Here is a 14,838-nt window from a genome sequence, read left to right as displayed (position 1 = left end):
GGCGGGTGCGGCACCCTGCCGCACCCGCCGCCTCTACTCCTGCTCGAACAAGTCCGCGAGCGCGGGGTAGATCTTCTGCTGGAGCTGGGCGATCTTCCCGTAGCGTTCGTGGGCGTCGAGGTCGGGTTCGGTGCGGTCGATGAAGCTGGTCATGGCGTCGGCGGCACTTGCCACGTCGGGGAAGGCGCCGATACCCACCATGCCCATAATGGCCGCGCCCTGGGCGCTGACCTCGTCCACTCCGGAGACCACGATCGGTTTTCCGGTGGCATCAGCGAAGATCTGGCGCCAGAGCGGGTTGCGCGAGCCGCCGCCGGTGGCGCGCAGTTCGCGGATGGTGCGCCCGGTGGAGGCTTCCACCCGGCGGATGTTTTCGCGCAGTTCGAGGGCAATGCCCTCCATGAGGGAGCGGTAGAGGTGGGCGCGGGTGTGGGCCGAGCCGAAGCCGACCATGATCCCACGCGCGAACGGCTCCCAGTACGGGGACTGCACGGCGTTCCAGTACGGCACGGTGAGCAGGCCCTCCGCGCCGAGCGGGACCTTGGCGGCCGCCGCGTCGAGCTCGGGGTCGATCTTGCCCTCGAGCGCCGGGTCGCCCAGCTCCTTGCGGAACCAGTTGAGCAGCACCGAGCCCGAATTCTGCACGATCTCCAGCACGTACTGGCCCGGGATCCCGGCCAGTAGCGTGCGGTAGGAGGGGTCGAAGGCGAAGTCGGGCGAGTGGATCCCGCACACCACGGACGTGCCGACGTTGACGTAGGCCGTGTCCTGGTCGATCGCGTTGGTGCCAAGCCCGGAGGCCTGCCCGTCGCCAACTCCGGCGATGAGCACCACCTCGCCCAGCCCCCACTCGTCGGCCAGCTCCGGCTTGAGAGCGCCGATGGTTTCGGTGGGCTTGGCGAGCTCGGCCATCTGGTCGCGGCGCACGCCCGCGATCTCGAGTAGCTTGTCTGAGTAGTCCTGTGCCTTGATGTCCATGAGGTTGAGCGTGTCCGCCGACCCCATCGCCGACACCCACCTGCCCACCAACTGCTTGGCGAGGTAGGCATGCACGTCCACCACCTTCGCAGCCCGCGCAAGCACCTCCGGCTCGTTTTCCTTCAGCCACGCCATCTTGTAGATGGCCGGCGTCGTGTCGGCCGGCTTGCCGGACAGCTCGTGAATCTCGAGCGATCCGTACTTCTTGATCTGCGCGCCCGCGCGCGAATCCAGCCACAGGATCGCGGGCCGTAGCGCTTCGCCCGCCTCGTCCACCAGCGCAAAGGACTCGCGCTGGTGCGTGATGCAGATGCCGCGCACCCGCGCCCGATCCGCCTCCGACAGCGCGCCCAGCGCCTCGGTGATCGCCGCGTGGGTGGAGGTCCACCACTGGCGTGGGTCGTGCTCGTAGCGGTCCATCCCCGGGGTCAGTAGCTCGATCGGCGCGTGCCCGGTGGCAAGCACCGCCCCGCTCGCGTCCACCACCACGGCCTTCGACGCCGACGTCGACGAATCAATCGCAATAACCAGCTCACTCATCGGCCTCGTCCTTCACGACGCCGTCCGCGCCAGCCCCGTCCACAGCGCCAGCCGCGCCATCGGCGTCGTCGGCTTGCCCGTAGACGTTTTGGTAGCGGGCGTAGAGCGAGTCGATGTGCTCCTGGGCGATCGGGCGCGGGGTGCCGAGCCCCTCAGCGATGGCCACGGTCTTGGCCACCTCCTCCACCATGACCGCGGCCTTGACCGCCGCCGTGGCGTCCTTGCCCACCGTGAATGGGCCGTGGTTGCCCATGAGCACCGCCGGCGAGCGCGACTGCGCGAGGGTGGCAACAATGCCGCGGCCGATCGAGTCGTCTCCGATGATCGCGAACGGGCCCACGGGCACGTCCCCGCCGAACTCGTCGGCCATCATCGTGAGCACACACGGGATGGGCCGGTGCACGGCCGCAAACGCGCACGCGTACGGCGAATGCGTGTGGACCACGCCGCCCACCTCGGGCATGTGCCGGTAGACGTAGGCGTGAGCCGCCGTGTCTGACGACGGCGACAGGGCGTCCGCCGTCCCGTCCTCAATCTTGTTGCCGTCCAGCGTGCACACCACCATCTTTTCGGGGGTGAGCTCGTCGTAGCGCACGCCGGATGGTTTGATGACGAACAGGTCCGCCCCGGCCACACGCTGCGAGACGTTGCCCGCCGTCCAGACCACCAGCCCGTTGGCGGGCAACTCGGCGTGAAGGTCGCACACCTCACGCCGAGCCGCCGCCACGGCCTCCTGCACCTTCGGTGAAAGCTCGGAAAGCTTCATCGTCACTCTCCGAACGCCCGGGCGCGGATGTCCTTCAGGCGGTGCATGATCTGGTTCTCGCCCCGGCCGAAGAAGTCATGCAGCTCGCGGTAGATGCCGTAGAGCTCCTCGTACTTATCGGAGGCGTCCTCGTTCGGCACGTACTTGTGTTCGGTCACGTGGGACATGGCCGTGGCTGCCGCGTAGACGTCGTCGTACACGCCGGCCGCGACCGCCGCGAAGATCGCCGAGCCGAGCGCGCCCGTCTGTTCCGCGTCGGAGACGGAGACGGGGCGGCGCGTGATGTCGGCGAGCATCTGCATGAAGTGGTGGTTCTTGAGCAGGCCGCCGGCGGCCACGATCTCCGTGACCGGTACGCCGTGCTCTTCGAAGTTGTCCACGATCACGCGGATGCCGAACACTGTGGCCTCCATGAGGGCGCGGTAGATGTCCTCTGGGCGGGTCTGCAGCGTGATGCCGATGATCGAGCCGGACAGGCGCGCGTCGGACAGGATCGAGCGGTTGCCGTTGAGCCAGTCGAGGGCGATGAGGCCGTGCTCGCCGATCTCCATCGCGAACGCGCGGTGCATCATGTATTCGAGCACCGAGATGCCCTCCTCGCGGGCGGCCTGCTCGTAGCGCTCGGGCACGGCGTTATCCTCGAACCAGGCGAAGACGTCGCCCACGGCGGTCTGCCCGCCCTCGATGCCCCACAGGCCCGGGACCGCGCCGCCCTCAACGTTGCCGAACACGCCGGGAACCGGCTTGTAGCCTTCGCTGTTGATGACGTAGCAGCCCGACGTGCCGATGATCGCCGTCATCTGCCCCGGCTTGACCGCGTTAGCGCCGGCCACGACGACGTGGGCGTCAATATTGCCCGACGCCACCGCGATGCCTTCCGGCAGCCCGGTGAGATTGGCAGCCTCAGCCGACAGGCCGCCCACCTTCTCGCCCAACTGCTTGATCGGCGCGTTCATCTTCTCCTCGAACACCGGGCCAAACCCCGGTGCGAGCGCCTCACAGAATTCCCGGCTCGGGTACTCCCCGTCCGTCAGCATCCGCTTGTAGCCCGAATCGGAAGCCGCGAACGTCAGCTCGCCCGTCAGCTTCCACGTGATCCAGTCCAGCAGGTTCACGACGACGTCCGCCGCCGCATACACCTCCGGCGCCTTCTCGTACGTCTCCAGGATCTTCGGGAAGAGCATTTCGGAAGACAGGATGCCGCCGTAGCGCTCCAGCCACTCCTCCCCGCGCTCCTCGGCGAGCGCAATGATGCGGTCGGCCTGGTCCTGCCCGCCGTGGTGCTTCCACAGCTTGACGTAGGCGTGCGGGTTGTTCTTGAACTCTTCCTTCTCGCACAGCGGGGTGCCCTCAGCGTCCGTGACAAACACCGTGGCCGAGGTGGCATCGATGCCCACACCGACGACGTCGGCCGGGTCAATCCCCGCGTCCTTGATCGCGCCCGGAATGGCATCCGTGAGCACGTCCACGTAGTCGCCCGGGTTTTGCAGAGCGAACTCCGGGGGCAGCTTCTGGCCGTCGCCCGCATCGAGGGTGCGGTCCATGACCGCGTGCTTGTAGTGGCTGACCGACGTGCCCACCTGGACGCCGTCGGAGGCGCGCACCACGATCGCGCGGCCCGACAGCGTACCGAAGTCAACGCCGACCAAATACTTTTCTGACATGTTGACGCTCCTTTGCGTTGTTCGTGTCTACTTCTTGCGTTGGCGCCGACTATTCGGCGTCCGGGTGCGGGTGACGGCCCCAGAAGCCCTCGGGTGAGAAGAGCCGGGCCACGACGTCGTCGTAGAGGCCGAGGTCCATGAGCACGTCGAGCACCGTGTAGCGTGGACGGATCATCTGGGCCTTGTAGTGGGTCTCGCGGAAGCGATCCCAATCGATCTTCAGCATCTCCGGGTGGTAGGGGGCGCCCGCGGTCTTCAGCATGTCCCACGCCTGCTGGGCCGGGATGATCTGAGCCTCGCAGCGCGCCTTGATCGTGGGCCACTTTTCCTTCAGCAGCGCGATGCGCTCACGCAGCTGATCCTCGGGCAAGAGCTTGCCCACCGAGTGCTTGACCGCCTCCTCGGCGATGGTAGGGATGAGCGTGGCGCGCACGTTCGCCTCCACCTCCTCGGGGGTCTTCATCGCGGCCACGGCGCGCTCGGCGTCGAAGTCAGCCTCCGTCAGCTTCAAGAACTCCTCCCAGATCGCGAGCGAGGCCACCGTGCCCACGCCCACCTTGTTGCCGTGGCTGAGCGGCGGCTCCCAATCCAGGCCGTGACCCTCCATTTCCCACACGTGGGAGAACTGGTGGCCCGCGCCCGACGCCGGGCGGGAAGACTGGTGTGCCTGCATGGCAAGCCCAGACATGACCTGGCCCTCGCCGAGCTTGGCGATCGCGTCGTGCTCACAGTTGCGCACGGCCTCCGGGTCGCCGAGCGAATCCATGAGCGGGCCCTGCACCAGGCTCCACACGTAGTCATCGATCGGCTCGATGCCCAGCTCGTCGGACAGGATCCAGTCCGCGCCCGCTGGAATCTTCTCAATGAGGTCGCCATAGCCGGTGGCGGTGAGGCGGTAGGGGGCCTCCATCATCGTCTGAATGTCCATCACCAGGCCCGCGGGGGCCGGGCAGTTACGCGTGATCTTGAAGCCGTCCTTCGAGATCGACGCGCCGAACGAGCAAAAACCATCCACCGACGCCGCGGTACACACGTTGATGTACTCGCGCCCGAGCTCGCCCGAGGCCAGCTTCGCGATGTCGTTGAGCGTGCCCGCACCGAGCGACATGACCACCGTGTTCTCGTACGGGCGGATCACCTCGCGCAGCTTGGAAACGTTGACGTAGTCGCCATACAGGGTGGGGGTGCCGGGGAAAATGTAGGGCTCGTCCGCGAACTCCACCCCGGCCTCACGCAGCGAGGCCACCACCGTGTCGCCGACTGCGCCGTAGGTGTTCTCGTCTGCCACCACCAGCACCTTCTGGTCCGGGTAGAGGCGCGCAAACAGGGCACCGGCCTCCTTGTTCACATCATCACCGAAGATGATGTCCTTCGTTTCGGTGGCAGTCTTCAGTGCCTTGTTAATGAGCTCAGACATTGTCCTTCCCTTCCTTGTTGGCAACAATGACATTGGTAAGCGTATGTAAGTAGTTCAGGTCCTGGTCCGTGACGGTGTCATCAATGATCAGGTACGAAAAATCTGACAGGTCAGCGAGCCGGTGGAGTGCCACGCGGCTCAGCTTGTCTGCGGTGATCGCGAGGATCGGCACCTCGGTGCGGGCGATGACCTCGCGCTTGAACAGGGCCGCCTCGCTGAAGGGGTGGTAGATCGAGCCATCCTTGACCGACGCCGCGCCGATCAGCGCCGTCTCGAAGGCGAGCTCGCCCACCTGCCGGTTCGTGGTCGGCCCGAAGTAGGCATCCAGGGCCCGGTCGAACCGGCCGCCCAGCATGGTCAGCGACTGGTGCTCGCCCGCCCCGATCTTGATCGCCGCGTGTGAGGCGTTCGTGATGAACGCCTTCGACTCGGGAACGCCGATGTGGTCAAGCGCCAGGTAAGCCGTAGACGAATCGTCCACGAAAATCGACGAGTACCGCGAGACCAGCCGCGCCGCCTCCCGCGCCACGGCCTCCTTCGCCTCCGTCTCCTGGTAGAGACGGAAGGCGAACGGCGCCTCCGAAATGGAGGACACCAGCAAGGAGACCGTGCCGCGGTGGCGCGCAATGACCTGGTGGGCCTCGAGGGCCGCAAGATCGCGGTAGAGGGTCATGACGGAGACGCCGAAGAGGTCGGCCAGGTCATCGACCCGCAGCGAGCCATGGTCGATGATCAACTCGACAATGCGAGCCTGCCGCTCCTCCTGGGTCGCCTTCGCCATGATCAGATCTCTCAGCGCTGTCCGGCCACGTAGTCAACCACCGTGTGGATGTGCTCCTGGTTGACCGCGTACTGCTCGATGTACTTGTCCGCGAAGAACTTGTACTCCTCGTGGCGGTTCATGTTCGGCTCGATGCGCTCACGCTCGTGAACCATGTGGTTCGCGGCGTCCTGCACCGAGTCGTACAGGCCCGCGCCGGAAGCGGCGAGGATGCACGAGCCGAGTGTGACGGCGTCGCCGACCTCCGTGAGCGTGATCGGCACGCCCGTGACGTCGGCGTGCATCTGAGTCCACTCACGCGACTTCGTAGCTCCACCGCAGGCCACGAACTCCTGGACCTCGAAGCCCGCCTCGCGCAGCTTACGCATCGACGCTTCGACGCCGTAGCACACCGCCTCCTGGATGGCGCGGTAGACGTGCTCGCGGGTGTGGGACAGCGACAGGCCGGTGAACACACCGCGCGCCTTCGCGTCCGACCACGGGGTGCGGTTGCCCTGGAAGTACTCGTTGATGATGAGGCCCTCGCAACCGATCGGGATATCCTTCGAACGGGTATTCATCACGTCGTAGGCGCCGATGCCGATCTCGTTGGCCGCCTTCTCGATGTCCTGGCAGAACTGGTCCTTAAACCACTTCAGCACCGATCCCGACGACGTCAGCGACGTCTCCACCGTGTACTGACCGGGCACGACACCGTCCGTGTAGCCTCCGAAGAAGCCCGGGCCGGACACCGGCTCCACAGCCTGGCCGGACATGACGTGGGACGAGCCCGTCACCAGCGACATCTTGCCCGGGGAGAGCACGTTGAGGCCGATCTGGCCGTGCCAGGCGTCGCCGCCGCCCTGGGCCACCGGGGTGCCCGGGATGAGGCCAAGGGCCTCCGCCGCGCGCTTGGTCAGGCCGCCCAGCGGCACGCCGAGGTCCACCACGCGCTCGGGCAGCTTGTCGAAGACGTCGCCTGCGCCGGCCTGCTCGTACAGGTCCACCGGCCAGCCACCATTGTCACGGTCGTAGTAGGCGCGGTGTGCTGCGGTGTTGATGTTCTGGGTCCACTGGCCGGTCAGCTGGTAGGTCAGCCAGTCCGGGGCATCCAGCAGCTTGTAGGCGCGCTTGTAAATGTCCGGCTCGTTCTCGCGCAGCCACGCCGCCTTGAACGGGTACCACTCGGCCGTGGGCGGCAGAGTGCCACCGCCCGTGTAGCGGGTGACCGGCGAATCCGATTCGGCCACGCGGGCCGCCTGCTCCGTGGCGCGCACGTCCATCCACATGATCGCGTTACGCAGCGCCTCGCCGTTTTGGTCCATCGGCACCACGGTCATCGTGGTCGCATCATACGAAATACCCGCGATCTCCGGCGGCTCAATGCCCGCGCGAGCCATCACGCGGTGCGTGGAGGCGATCAGCGCCTGCCACCAGTCATCCGGGCTCTGCTCCGCCCACCCCGGGTGCGGGTGGGTGGTGGTGTACGGGGTGGCCGCGAACGCCACCGGCGAACCGACCGTGTCAAAAATACCAACGCGACACGACTCCGTACCGAAATCAATACCCATGAGGTAGGGGCCCATGGTGTAGCGGTTGACTGCTGCTGTAGACATCTTCTCTTCCTTGAGTTAAATGATTGGTAACTGTTGGTGCGCCGTCTTGGGGCGGAGCAAGCTAGGTTGCGGGTTCGGCGGGCGAGCCGCTCACAGGCGGCGGGCCGGGGATGCGAGCGCGAGCCGGAACGACGTCGTCGTCGGGCACCCGTCAGGCGCAAGCGTTAATCTTCATCCGAATCGGACCACCCCCACTGGGCGCGGATATCGTCGGGGATGAGGTGATCAATGCGGTCCAGGACGTAGGTGGGCTGGTGGGCCGGGTCAAGCGCCTCGGCCTCCTCGGCCGTGCTATCACCCGTCAGCAGCAGGGCGGAGGCCATCCCGGTGTTGACCGCCATACCGATGTCGGTGTGAAGACGGTCGCCCACCATCATGCAGTTGGCGGGATCTACATCCAGATCCCCGAGAGCCGCCTCGAGCATCGCCGGCTCCGGCTTTCCCATATTGGCCTTGAGTTTCGTTCCCGTGCAGGCCTCAATGGCCGCCACGATGGAGGCCGCATCCGGCTCGCCACGCCCGCCGGGGAACGGGCAGTAACGATCCGGGTTCGTCGTAATAAGGAAAGCCCGCTTGTGGAACCAGATCGCGTCAAACGCGATCTGAAGCTTGCGGTAATCGAAGGTGCGATCGTAGGAGGCGATCACGATGTCGATCTCCTCCGGGTTCTCACTCATCTTGATGCCGGCCTCACGCAGCGCCTTCTTCAGCGGCTCCTCCGAAATCGGGAAGACCGTGGCGTCCGGATAGTGAGCCTTGAGCCAACGGGTGGTGGTCACCACCGTGTTCGCGATCTCGCTCAAGGGCGCGGGAATCCCCAGCCGCTCCAACTTCTCCACGTAATCCTGCGGATCCTTCGTGGGATTATTCGACAGGAAACGCACCGGCTTGCCCAGCTTGCGCAGGCCCTCGATCAGGCGCTTCGCGCCCGGTAGCAGGTGGTCGCCGAGGTAAATCGTGCCGTCCTGGTCAAAGACATAGGCGTCATAGAGCTTGGTCGGAGAAGAGTACTGCATGAAAATCCCTGTTCGAAAAGTGGCGGCGGGGGTTGGTGGCCAAGTGTCCAGGTGGCCGTTGGGGACGAGAGTTGCCGTGCTGGGCGGGGTGCCGGGGCGACGGCGTCGTGGGGCAGTGCCCTCCCGCCCGGCCCGAAAGCCGGGCGGGAGCACACGCTACATGATGACAGCGGTGACGTGGATGAGGGTGGTACCGATCCAGATGGCGAAGGCCGGGGGATCGATGTGGGTGTCGCCGTTCGAGTTCGTCATACGAGCGAGGAGCTCACCCAGCAGACCGCCGAGGATGCCGAAGATGCCACCGATGATGCAGGCCAGCGCGAGGTTACCCGCGGTCCACATCGCCGGATCCGACGTGCCAGCAATGATCGGCATGAAGCGCAGCGCCGCGATCGAGGCCAGGATCGTCATGTGGTGGGTCACCGGCGTGGGCAGACCACAGGTGAGGAAAATGAGCGTGACAGCCGAGATCGCCCAGCCGAGCAGCTGAGCGTGGTTCGCGATCGCGCCACCCGACACCTCGAAGAAGTGCTGGACAACCACGAGCGTGCCGAACGCCGACAGCAGACCGGAGGTCAGACCGTGAGTGGCCGTCACCGACCACTTCTCCTGGTGCTCCACCCAGTGCTTGCCCTCGCCAACCTCGAGCAGGCCAAGGCCGTTGACCTTGTTGAAAATGCCCGTCTTACCGAAGACGAAACGAGTAACAATCGCGATGATAATAATCGTCAGAGCCACCGTGTCAGTGGAGCCGAGCGCCTCATTGCCGTAGTGCAGCAGCGGGTCAGTCCGAAGGGTGGGCAGCACTTGAGCGATGGCGAGGTTCAGGATGTAACCGATCATGCCGGTCACACCACCGACAACGAGGATGTCCGAACGGCCCAGGCCCGCCAGCGGGGTCACGATATCTCTACCGTTCGTCCCCTTCGGCATCGCGCCCTTCCACGCGGCGTAGGCGGCCGCCGTGGCGCCACCAGCGAATGCGATGTGCGGGCCGAAGACCGGGCCGAACACCACAGAATCCATGTACGGGCTCGCATCCATACCAGCCATGTACACGCCGAGGCCGATCAGGTACATGAGACCGGTGAAGATAAAGGCCGTCTGACCTCCAATGGCTGCACCAAATGCGCCACCACCAAAGGCGGCGACCAGCCAGAAGATATCAATTTCCATGTGGACTCCTTTGTCAAGGTGATATACGAGTGTGTGAGCTGAACGCCAAGCCAACGTGGCCGGCGATCATCCGTAGCTAGATCCCTGACCCGCCCCCGCACCACATCCGTTGTGCTACGGCGACGTTTCGGCCAGGCTGTGCCGGGCCAGTTCACTATCTGAAGCCCAAAGTAGCATTGGATTTGTTTGTTTTCACATAGGTGACGTCAATTTGCTCATAGGTGCTGTGACGGGGCGCACTGCGCCCGAGATGCCGGGCCGGGCGGGCGCGAGCCGGGCGACGGCGTCGTCGGCACGCCACTAGCGCCAACCAGGGCGCGCCCTATAATGAAGCATGCCTAACACACCCGAAGAGCTGACCGAACGCGACATCCTCGCGATCAACGCCGCCAAGCTCTACTACTCGGGGAAGACCCAGGCCGAGGTGGCCAGCGACCTGCACATTTCGCGGCCCACCGTATCAAAAATGCTCGCCTACGCACAGCGGCAGGGTTTCATCCGCATCAGCGTCATCGATCCGCGCGACCAAAGCAAGGACGTCATCACCAAGCTCAAGCAACGCTATGGGCTGATCGACGTCGTGCTCGTCTCACCCCCACTTCCCACCCAGGATTCGTTGCGCAACTCCCTTGCGGCAGCCGCCGCCCGCACCATCGGCGAGATGGTGCGCGACGGCGACATCATCGGCGTCGCCCCGTCCCGAACCATGCGTGCCGTGGCCGAGCACCTGGAGGTCTCGCGCCGCCAGAATCTGACGGTCGTCCAACTCGCCGGCGGTTTCTTGGGTGGGGATGAAAACCAGCGCGTCGTCGCCACGTTCGCCGGCTCGCTCGGCGCGCATTGCCACACGCTGCCCGTTCCCGCGTTCGTCCAGTCGGTGTCGATGAGGAACCGCCTCGCCCAAGAAGACCACGTCCGCCCGATTCTGGCGTTCGGCGCGCGGGCGAGGATCGCGATCTTCACGGTCGGGAGAGTCGGGGCCAGCCTCCCCACCCTGCCTAAGATGACACTCTCCGCGCACGACGTCGACGTGCTCGGCCGGCGCGCAGTGGGCGACATCTGCGGGCGTTTTGTCGACAAGCACGGGCGCATCTGCCTGCCCGACATCAACAACAAGACGATCGGGATCTCCCTACCCGATCTGCGCGCCAAGGACCAGAAGCTCCTCATCGCTGGAGGAGGAGACAAGATGCACGCCATCCTCGCCTGCCTTGAGAACGGGTACGCGAACCGGGTCGTGCTCGATTACACGACTGCCACGGCAATTCTTCACATGCGACAAGGCTAAAAGCCCGTGCGGAACAAATGTTCCACTTCGCGTCATTTGATCCAAATCGCCGCTTTACACCCGCTCAAAACTGTCACTTTTCGGCTTTCTAGCAACGTTTCGCGGCGCGAACATTCGTTCCTCCGCCCCCTTCCCAGGTACCTTGCGCCGTCTTATTCTCAATGCACCGCAACGTGATAGCCGTCATGGCAAAGTCACACACTACTCGTCATCAAGGAAGAAGACATGAGTATCGACAACGACGTCATCGGGAAGAAGAACACCTCCTTCGGTGTCATCAAGGACACCTCACGACAAATGCCCGACGGGTACCTGTCCAAGACACCCATGTTCCAATACATCCTGGTTTCAATCTGCTTCCCCATGTGGGGCGCGGCCGCAAGCCTCAACGACATCCTCATCACCCAGTTCAAGACCATCTTCACCCTGTCGGACTTCGCCTCCGCCTTCGTCCAGTCCGCCTTCTACGGCGGCTACTTCCTCCTGGCGATTCCGGCGTCGCGCATCATCCGCAAGTGGAGCTACAAGAGCGGCATCCTCATCGGCCTGTGCTTCTACATCATCGGGTGCACGATGTTCTTCCCCGCCTCGCACATGGCCACGTATTCGGTATTCCTCGCGGCACTGTTTGCGATCGCGACCGGCCTGTCCTTCCTGGAGACGTCGTGCAACACGTACTCCTCCATGCTCGGGCCGCGCCGCCTGGCCACCCTCCGCCTCAATATCTCGCAGACCTTCTACCCGCTCGGCTCGATCTTCGGCATCCTGCTCGGCAAGTACCTGGTCTTCACCGAGGGCGAGGCCCTCCACAAGCAGTTCGGCAGCCTCGGCACCGATGCCCAGCGCGAGCTCGCTGAGCAGATGCTCCAGCGCACGCTCGGCCCCTACCGATTCATCATCATCGTTCTCGCAATCCTGCTGATCCTCGTGGTGCTGACCCAGATGCCACACGCTAAGCCGCTCGTGGCCGGCCATGAGGTGAAGGCCTCGATCGGCGAGACCCTGCGCTACCTTGCCGGCAACACGATGTTCCGCCGTGGCATCTTCACCCAGTTCATGTACGTCGGCATGCAGACCGCGGTGTGGTCCTTCACGATTCGTCTCGCCCTCAACCTCGATCCGAACCTCAACGAGCGGTCCGCCTCCAACTACATGGTGGCAGCGTTCATCGCGTTCTTCTTGGGCAAGGTGATCGCCAACGTGCTCATGACGAAGTACGACGAGAACCTGGTGCTGATGGGTTACGCCGCCGCCGGCTGCGCCGCCCTGCTCGGCGTCATCCTCATCCCGTCGATCGTGGCGGTGTACTTCGCGATCCTCACCTCGGGGCTCTTCGGTCCGTGCTGGGCAACCATTTACGCCCGCAGCCTAGATTCGATCAAGGACAAGCGCCACACCGAGACCGGCGGTGCCGTGATCGTCATGTCGATCGTGGGCGGCGCTGTCATCCCCGTGATTCAGGGCTTCGTCTCCGATTCGACCGGCTCGATGCAGACCGCCTTCGTCGTCTCGCTCGTGTGCTTCGCCGTCGTCTTCCTGTACTTCGCGTGGCAGCGGCGCGTGTCGGCGTCGTCGGACGTCGCCTAACCATCTCCTACCACCACAGAATTCGAGGAAATATGTACACCCTTCCCCTTCGTGAGACTCTTTTCGAGCCCGCCCCACAAACCATCATCGACTCGGGCGACCTGCGCGCGACGACCAAGCGTTACCCCAGTGGCATCGCATCGTTGACGATCGCGAACGAGCGCGGCTATGTCGAGGTCCTGCCCTTCATGGGCCAGATCATCTGGGACGCCGCCTTCGACGGTCACAGCCTGCGCATGAAGAACATGTTCTCCGAGCCGCGGCCCGCCACCGAGATTTCGGACATCTACGGTTGTTTCGCCTTCCACTCCGGCCTCCTCGCGGCGGGTTGCCCCGCTCCCGACGACGACCACCCGCTCCACGGCGAGTTCCCCTGCGCCCCCATGCAGGAGGCCTGGTTGGAGATTGACGACGACGCGATCCGCGTGGTCTCGATGCGCGAGTATGTGCGCGGTTTCGGGCATCACTATCGCGCGACGCCGTCGGTGCGGCTCGAAGCCGGCGCATCCGACTTCGAGATCGCCCTGTCCGTGACGAACCTCAGCGAGTACCAGCCCATGCCGTTGCAGTACATGTGCCACATGAACTACGCCTTCGTCGAGGGCGGCACGATGAATCAGTCTCTGCCCGAGGGTGCGTTCCAGCTACGCCGTTCCGTCCCCGCGCACGTCACCCCCACCCCGCGGTGGACCGAGATCAACGAGCAGATCCTCGAGGGCAAGATCGACGCCGACTCCCTGGATCGCGCCAAGGAGTTCGACCCGGAGATCGTCTACTTCGCCGACGACCTCCCCTCCTACGGCGACGACCTCGAATTCACGCTGAGGAGCCCGGAGGGGCACGCCTTCTTCGTCGAGTTCTCCTCGAAGGATTTCCCCGTGGCGACACGGTGGCTTCTCTATAATGCTGATCAACAGGTCGCAGCCTTCGTACTTCCCGGCACATCGCGGCCTGAGGGGTACAACGCGGCCGAGAAGTGCGGCATGCTCATCATGCTCAACGCAGGCGAAACAAAGAAGTTCACGGTGAAGACAGGAGTACGCAACTAATGGACATTGCAGTTATCGGATCCAACATGGTCGACCTCATCTCGTATATCGACCGCATGCCCGGCGAGGGCGAAACGGTGGAGGCGCCCAGTTTCGCCATCGGCTGTGGCGGCAAGGGCGCGAACCAGGCGGTGGCCGCGGCACGCCTCGGCTCGGAGGTGTTCATGCTGACGCGCGTGGGCAACGACGTCTTCGCCGACAACACGATCGACAACTTCCGCCGCAACGGTATCGACACCGAGTTCGTCCTCCGCACCGACACCACCTCGGGCGTGGCGCCGATCTTTGTGGACCCGCAGTCGCACAACTCGATCATCATCGTCAAGGGCGCCAACGGCCACCTCTCCCCAGCCGACATCGACGACGCCGCCCACAAGATTTCCGCTTGCCACCTCATCGTGTTGCAGCTGGAGATCCCGCTCGAGACGGTCTACGCCGCGATCCAGTTCGGCAAGGAGCACGGCATCCCGGTGCTGGTCAACCCGGCGCCCGCCCAGCCGGACCTCGAGCTGGAGAAGGTCAAGGACTGCACGTACTTTGTGCCGAACGAAAGCGAGCTGTCACTGCTGACGGGCATGCCGGTAGACACGCTCGCCGACATCGAAAACGCCGCCCACGCCCTCCTCGACGCGGGCATCCACGACGTCATCGTTACGCTCGGCTCCAAGGGCGCGCTGTGGGTCAACGACGCCGGGGCGCGGCTTTTCGAAGCGCCGAAGGTTGACGCCGTGGACACCACCGGGGCTGGAGATGCCTTCATCGGGTGCTTCTCCCACGAGCTGGTTGCCAATGGAGACGTGGAGTCCGCGATCCAGACCGCGATCCGCTACGCCTCCGACTCCGTGACCCGCAAGGGCACGCAGACCTCCTACGCCACCGCCGAGGAGTTCGCCGGCTAACCCGCCGCTTGGACGCCGCAGCCCCTGGGCGCATGTGCAACACCAATCCGCAATATGCAACGGCAATAAGCGTTTAATTGGT

Annotated in this window: 12 protein-coding genes; 4 read left to right on the top strand and 8 right to left on the bottom strand. The window is 64.7% G+C overall.

Annotation, left to right across the window (positions count from 1 at the left end; all coding sequences use genetic code 11):
• Positions 1 to 33 precede the first annotated feature (33 nt).
• The 8 genes from HMPREF3174_RS02570 to HMPREF3174_RS02535 form a co-directional block, all read right to left on the bottom strand.
• Positions 34 to 1,518: a xylulokinase gene (locus HMPREF3174_RS02570; protein ID WP_070445998.1), complete on the bottom strand. Its 1,485-nt coding sequence runs from the start codon at positions 1,516 to 1,518 to the stop codon at positions 34 to 36.
• Positions 1,511 to 2,284: an L-ribulose-5-phosphate 4-epimerase gene (locus HMPREF3174_RS02565; RefSeq protein ID WP_082661126.1), complete on the bottom strand. Its 774-nt coding sequence runs from the start codon at positions 2,282 to 2,284 to the stop codon at positions 1,511 to 1,513. Before HMPREF3174_RS02565 ends, HMPREF3174_RS02570 begins: the two co-directional genes overlap by 8 nt.
• 2 nt (positions 2,285 to 2,286) lie before the next feature.
• Positions 2,287 to 3,948, bottom strand: coding sequence for a ribulokinase (locus HMPREF3174_RS02560; RefSeq protein WP_070447737.1), 1,662 nt, complete (start codon positions 3,946 to 3,948; stop codon positions 2,287 to 2,289).
• A 49-nt stretch (positions 3,949 to 3,997) separates the two neighbouring features.
• Positions 3,998 to 5,365 carry a sn-glycerol-1-phosphate dehydrogenase gene (locus HMPREF3174_RS02555; RefSeq protein WP_082661125.1) on the bottom strand — a complete coding sequence of 456 codons (1,368 nt, stop codon included), beginning with the start codon at positions 5,363 to 5,365 and terminating at the stop codon, positions 3,998 to 4,000.
• Positions 5,358 to 6,146 carry a DeoR/GlpR family DNA-binding transcription regulator gene (locus tag HMPREF3174_RS02550; protein WP_070445992.1) on the bottom strand — a complete coding sequence of 263 codons (789 nt, stop codon included), beginning with the start codon at positions 6,144 to 6,146 and terminating at the stop codon, positions 5,358 to 5,360. Before HMPREF3174_RS02550 ends, HMPREF3174_RS02555 begins: the two co-directional genes overlap by 8 nt.
• A gap of 11 nt (positions 6,147 to 6,157) precedes the next feature.
• Positions 6,158 to 7,741, bottom strand: coding sequence for an FGGY-family carbohydrate kinase (locus HMPREF3174_RS02545; RefSeq protein WP_082661124.1), 1,584 nt, complete (start codon positions 7,739 to 7,741; stop codon positions 6,158 to 6,160).
• Between the two features lie 164 nt (positions 7,742 to 7,905).
• Positions 7,906 to 8,757 (bottom strand): HAD-IIA family hydrolase, encoded by an 852-nt coding sequence (locus HMPREF3174_RS02540; RefSeq protein WP_062613234.1) that lies wholly within the window; start codon positions 8,755 to 8,757, stop codon positions 7,906 to 7,908.
• Between the two features lie 156 nt (positions 8,758 to 8,913).
• Complete coding sequence (locus HMPREF3174_RS02535; RefSeq protein WP_062613233.1) at positions 8,914 to 9,933, bottom strand: DUF7973 family transport facilitator; 1,020 nt, start codon at positions 9,931 to 9,933, stop codon at positions 8,914 to 8,916.
• 334 nt (positions 9,934 to 10,267) lie between these two features.
• Between HMPREF3174_RS02535 and HMPREF3174_RS02530 the strand changes: the two genes are divergently transcribed.
• The 4 genes from HMPREF3174_RS02530 to rbsK all read left to right on the top strand — a co-directional run bounded on the left by HMPREF3174_RS02530 (position 10,268) and on the right by rbsK (position 14,756).
• Positions 10,268 to 11,221 carry a sugar-binding transcriptional regulator gene (locus tag HMPREF3174_RS02530; RefSeq protein WP_070447734.1) on the top strand — a complete coding sequence of 318 codons (954 nt, stop codon included), beginning with the start codon at positions 10,268 to 10,270 and terminating at the stop codon, positions 11,219 to 11,221.
• Positions 11,222 to 11,446: 225 nt separating this feature from the next.
• Positions 11,447 to 12,808, top strand: a complete 1,362-nt coding sequence (gene fucP, locus HMPREF3174_RS02525; RefSeq protein WP_070447731.1) for an L-fucose:H+ symporter permease — start codon at positions 11,447 to 11,449, stop codon at positions 12,806 to 12,808.
• A 32-nt stretch (positions 12,809 to 12,840) separates the two neighbouring features.
• A complete protein-coding gene (locus HMPREF3174_RS02520; RefSeq protein WP_070447728.1) occupies positions 12,841 to 13,857 on the top strand; it encodes an aldose 1-epimerase family protein in 1,017 nt (338 codons plus the stop codon).
• On the top strand, positions 13,857 to 14,756 hold the full coding sequence (gene rbsK, locus HMPREF3174_RS02515; RefSeq protein ID WP_062613227.1) for a ribokinase: 900 nt from the start codon (positions 13,857 to 13,859) through the stop codon (positions 14,754 to 14,756). Before HMPREF3174_RS02520 ends, rbsK begins: the two co-directional genes overlap by 1 nt.
• Positions 14,757 to 14,838 lie beyond the last annotated feature (82 nt).

The organism is Trueperella sp. HMSC08H06 (assembly GCF_001808465.1).
GTDB lineage: Bacteria > Actinomycetota > Actinomycetes > Actinomycetales > Actinomycetaceae > Trueperella > Trueperella bernardiae.
This window is presented reverse-complemented; position numbering and strand designations above follow the sequence as displayed.

What these genes read in the sequence shown, in the direction of transcription:
- rbsK (WP_062613227.1), top strand. Translation starts at nt 13,857, where the DNA reads ATGGACATTGCAGTTATCGGATCCAACATGGTCGACCTCATCTCGTAT.
- HMPREF3174_RS02540 (WP_062613234.1), bottom strand. Translation starts at nt 8,757, where the DNA reads ATGCAGTACTCTTCTCCGACCAAGCTCTATGACGCCTATGTCTTTGAC.
- HMPREF3174_RS02555 (WP_082661125.1), bottom strand. Translation starts at nt 5,365, where the DNA reads ATGTCTGAGCTCATTAACAAGGCACTGAAGACTGCCACCGAAACGAAG.
- HMPREF3174_RS02530 (WP_070447734.1), top strand. Translation starts at nt 10,268, where the DNA reads ATGCCTAACACACCCGAAGAGCTGACCGAACGCGACATCCTCGCGATC.
- HMPREF3174_RS02550 (WP_070445992.1), bottom strand. Translation starts at nt 6,146, where the DNA reads ATGGCGAAGGCGACCCAGGAGGAGCGGCAGGCTCGCATTGTCGAGTTG.
- HMPREF3174_RS02520 (WP_070447728.1), top strand. Translation starts at nt 12,841, where the DNA reads ATGTACACCCTTCCCCTTCGTGAGACTCTTTTCGAGCCCGCCCCACAA.
- HMPREF3174_RS02560 (WP_070447737.1), bottom strand. Translation starts at nt 3,948, where the DNA reads ATGTCAGAAAAGTATTTGGTCGGCGTTGACTTCGGTACGCTGTCGGGC.
- HMPREF3174_RS02565 (WP_082661126.1), bottom strand. Translation starts at nt 2,284, where the DNA reads ATGAAGCTTTCCGAGCTTTCACCGAAGGTGCAGGAGGCCGTGGCGGCG.
- HMPREF3174_RS02535 (WP_062613233.1), bottom strand. Translation starts at nt 9,933, where the DNA reads ATGGAAATTGATATCTTCTGGCTGGTCGCCGCCTTTGGTGGTGGCGCA.
- HMPREF3174_RS02570 (WP_070445998.1), bottom strand. Translation starts at nt 1,518, where the DNA reads ATGAGTGAGCTGGTTATTGCGATTGATTCGTCGACGTCGGCGTCGAAG.
- HMPREF3174_RS02545 (WP_082661124.1), bottom strand. Translation starts at nt 7,741, where the DNA reads ATGTCTACAGCAGCAGTCAACCGCTACACCATGGGCCCCTACCTCATG.
- fucP (WP_070447731.1), top strand. Translation starts at nt 11,447, where the DNA reads ATGAGTATCGACAACGACGTCATCGGGAAGAAGAACACCTCCTTCGGT.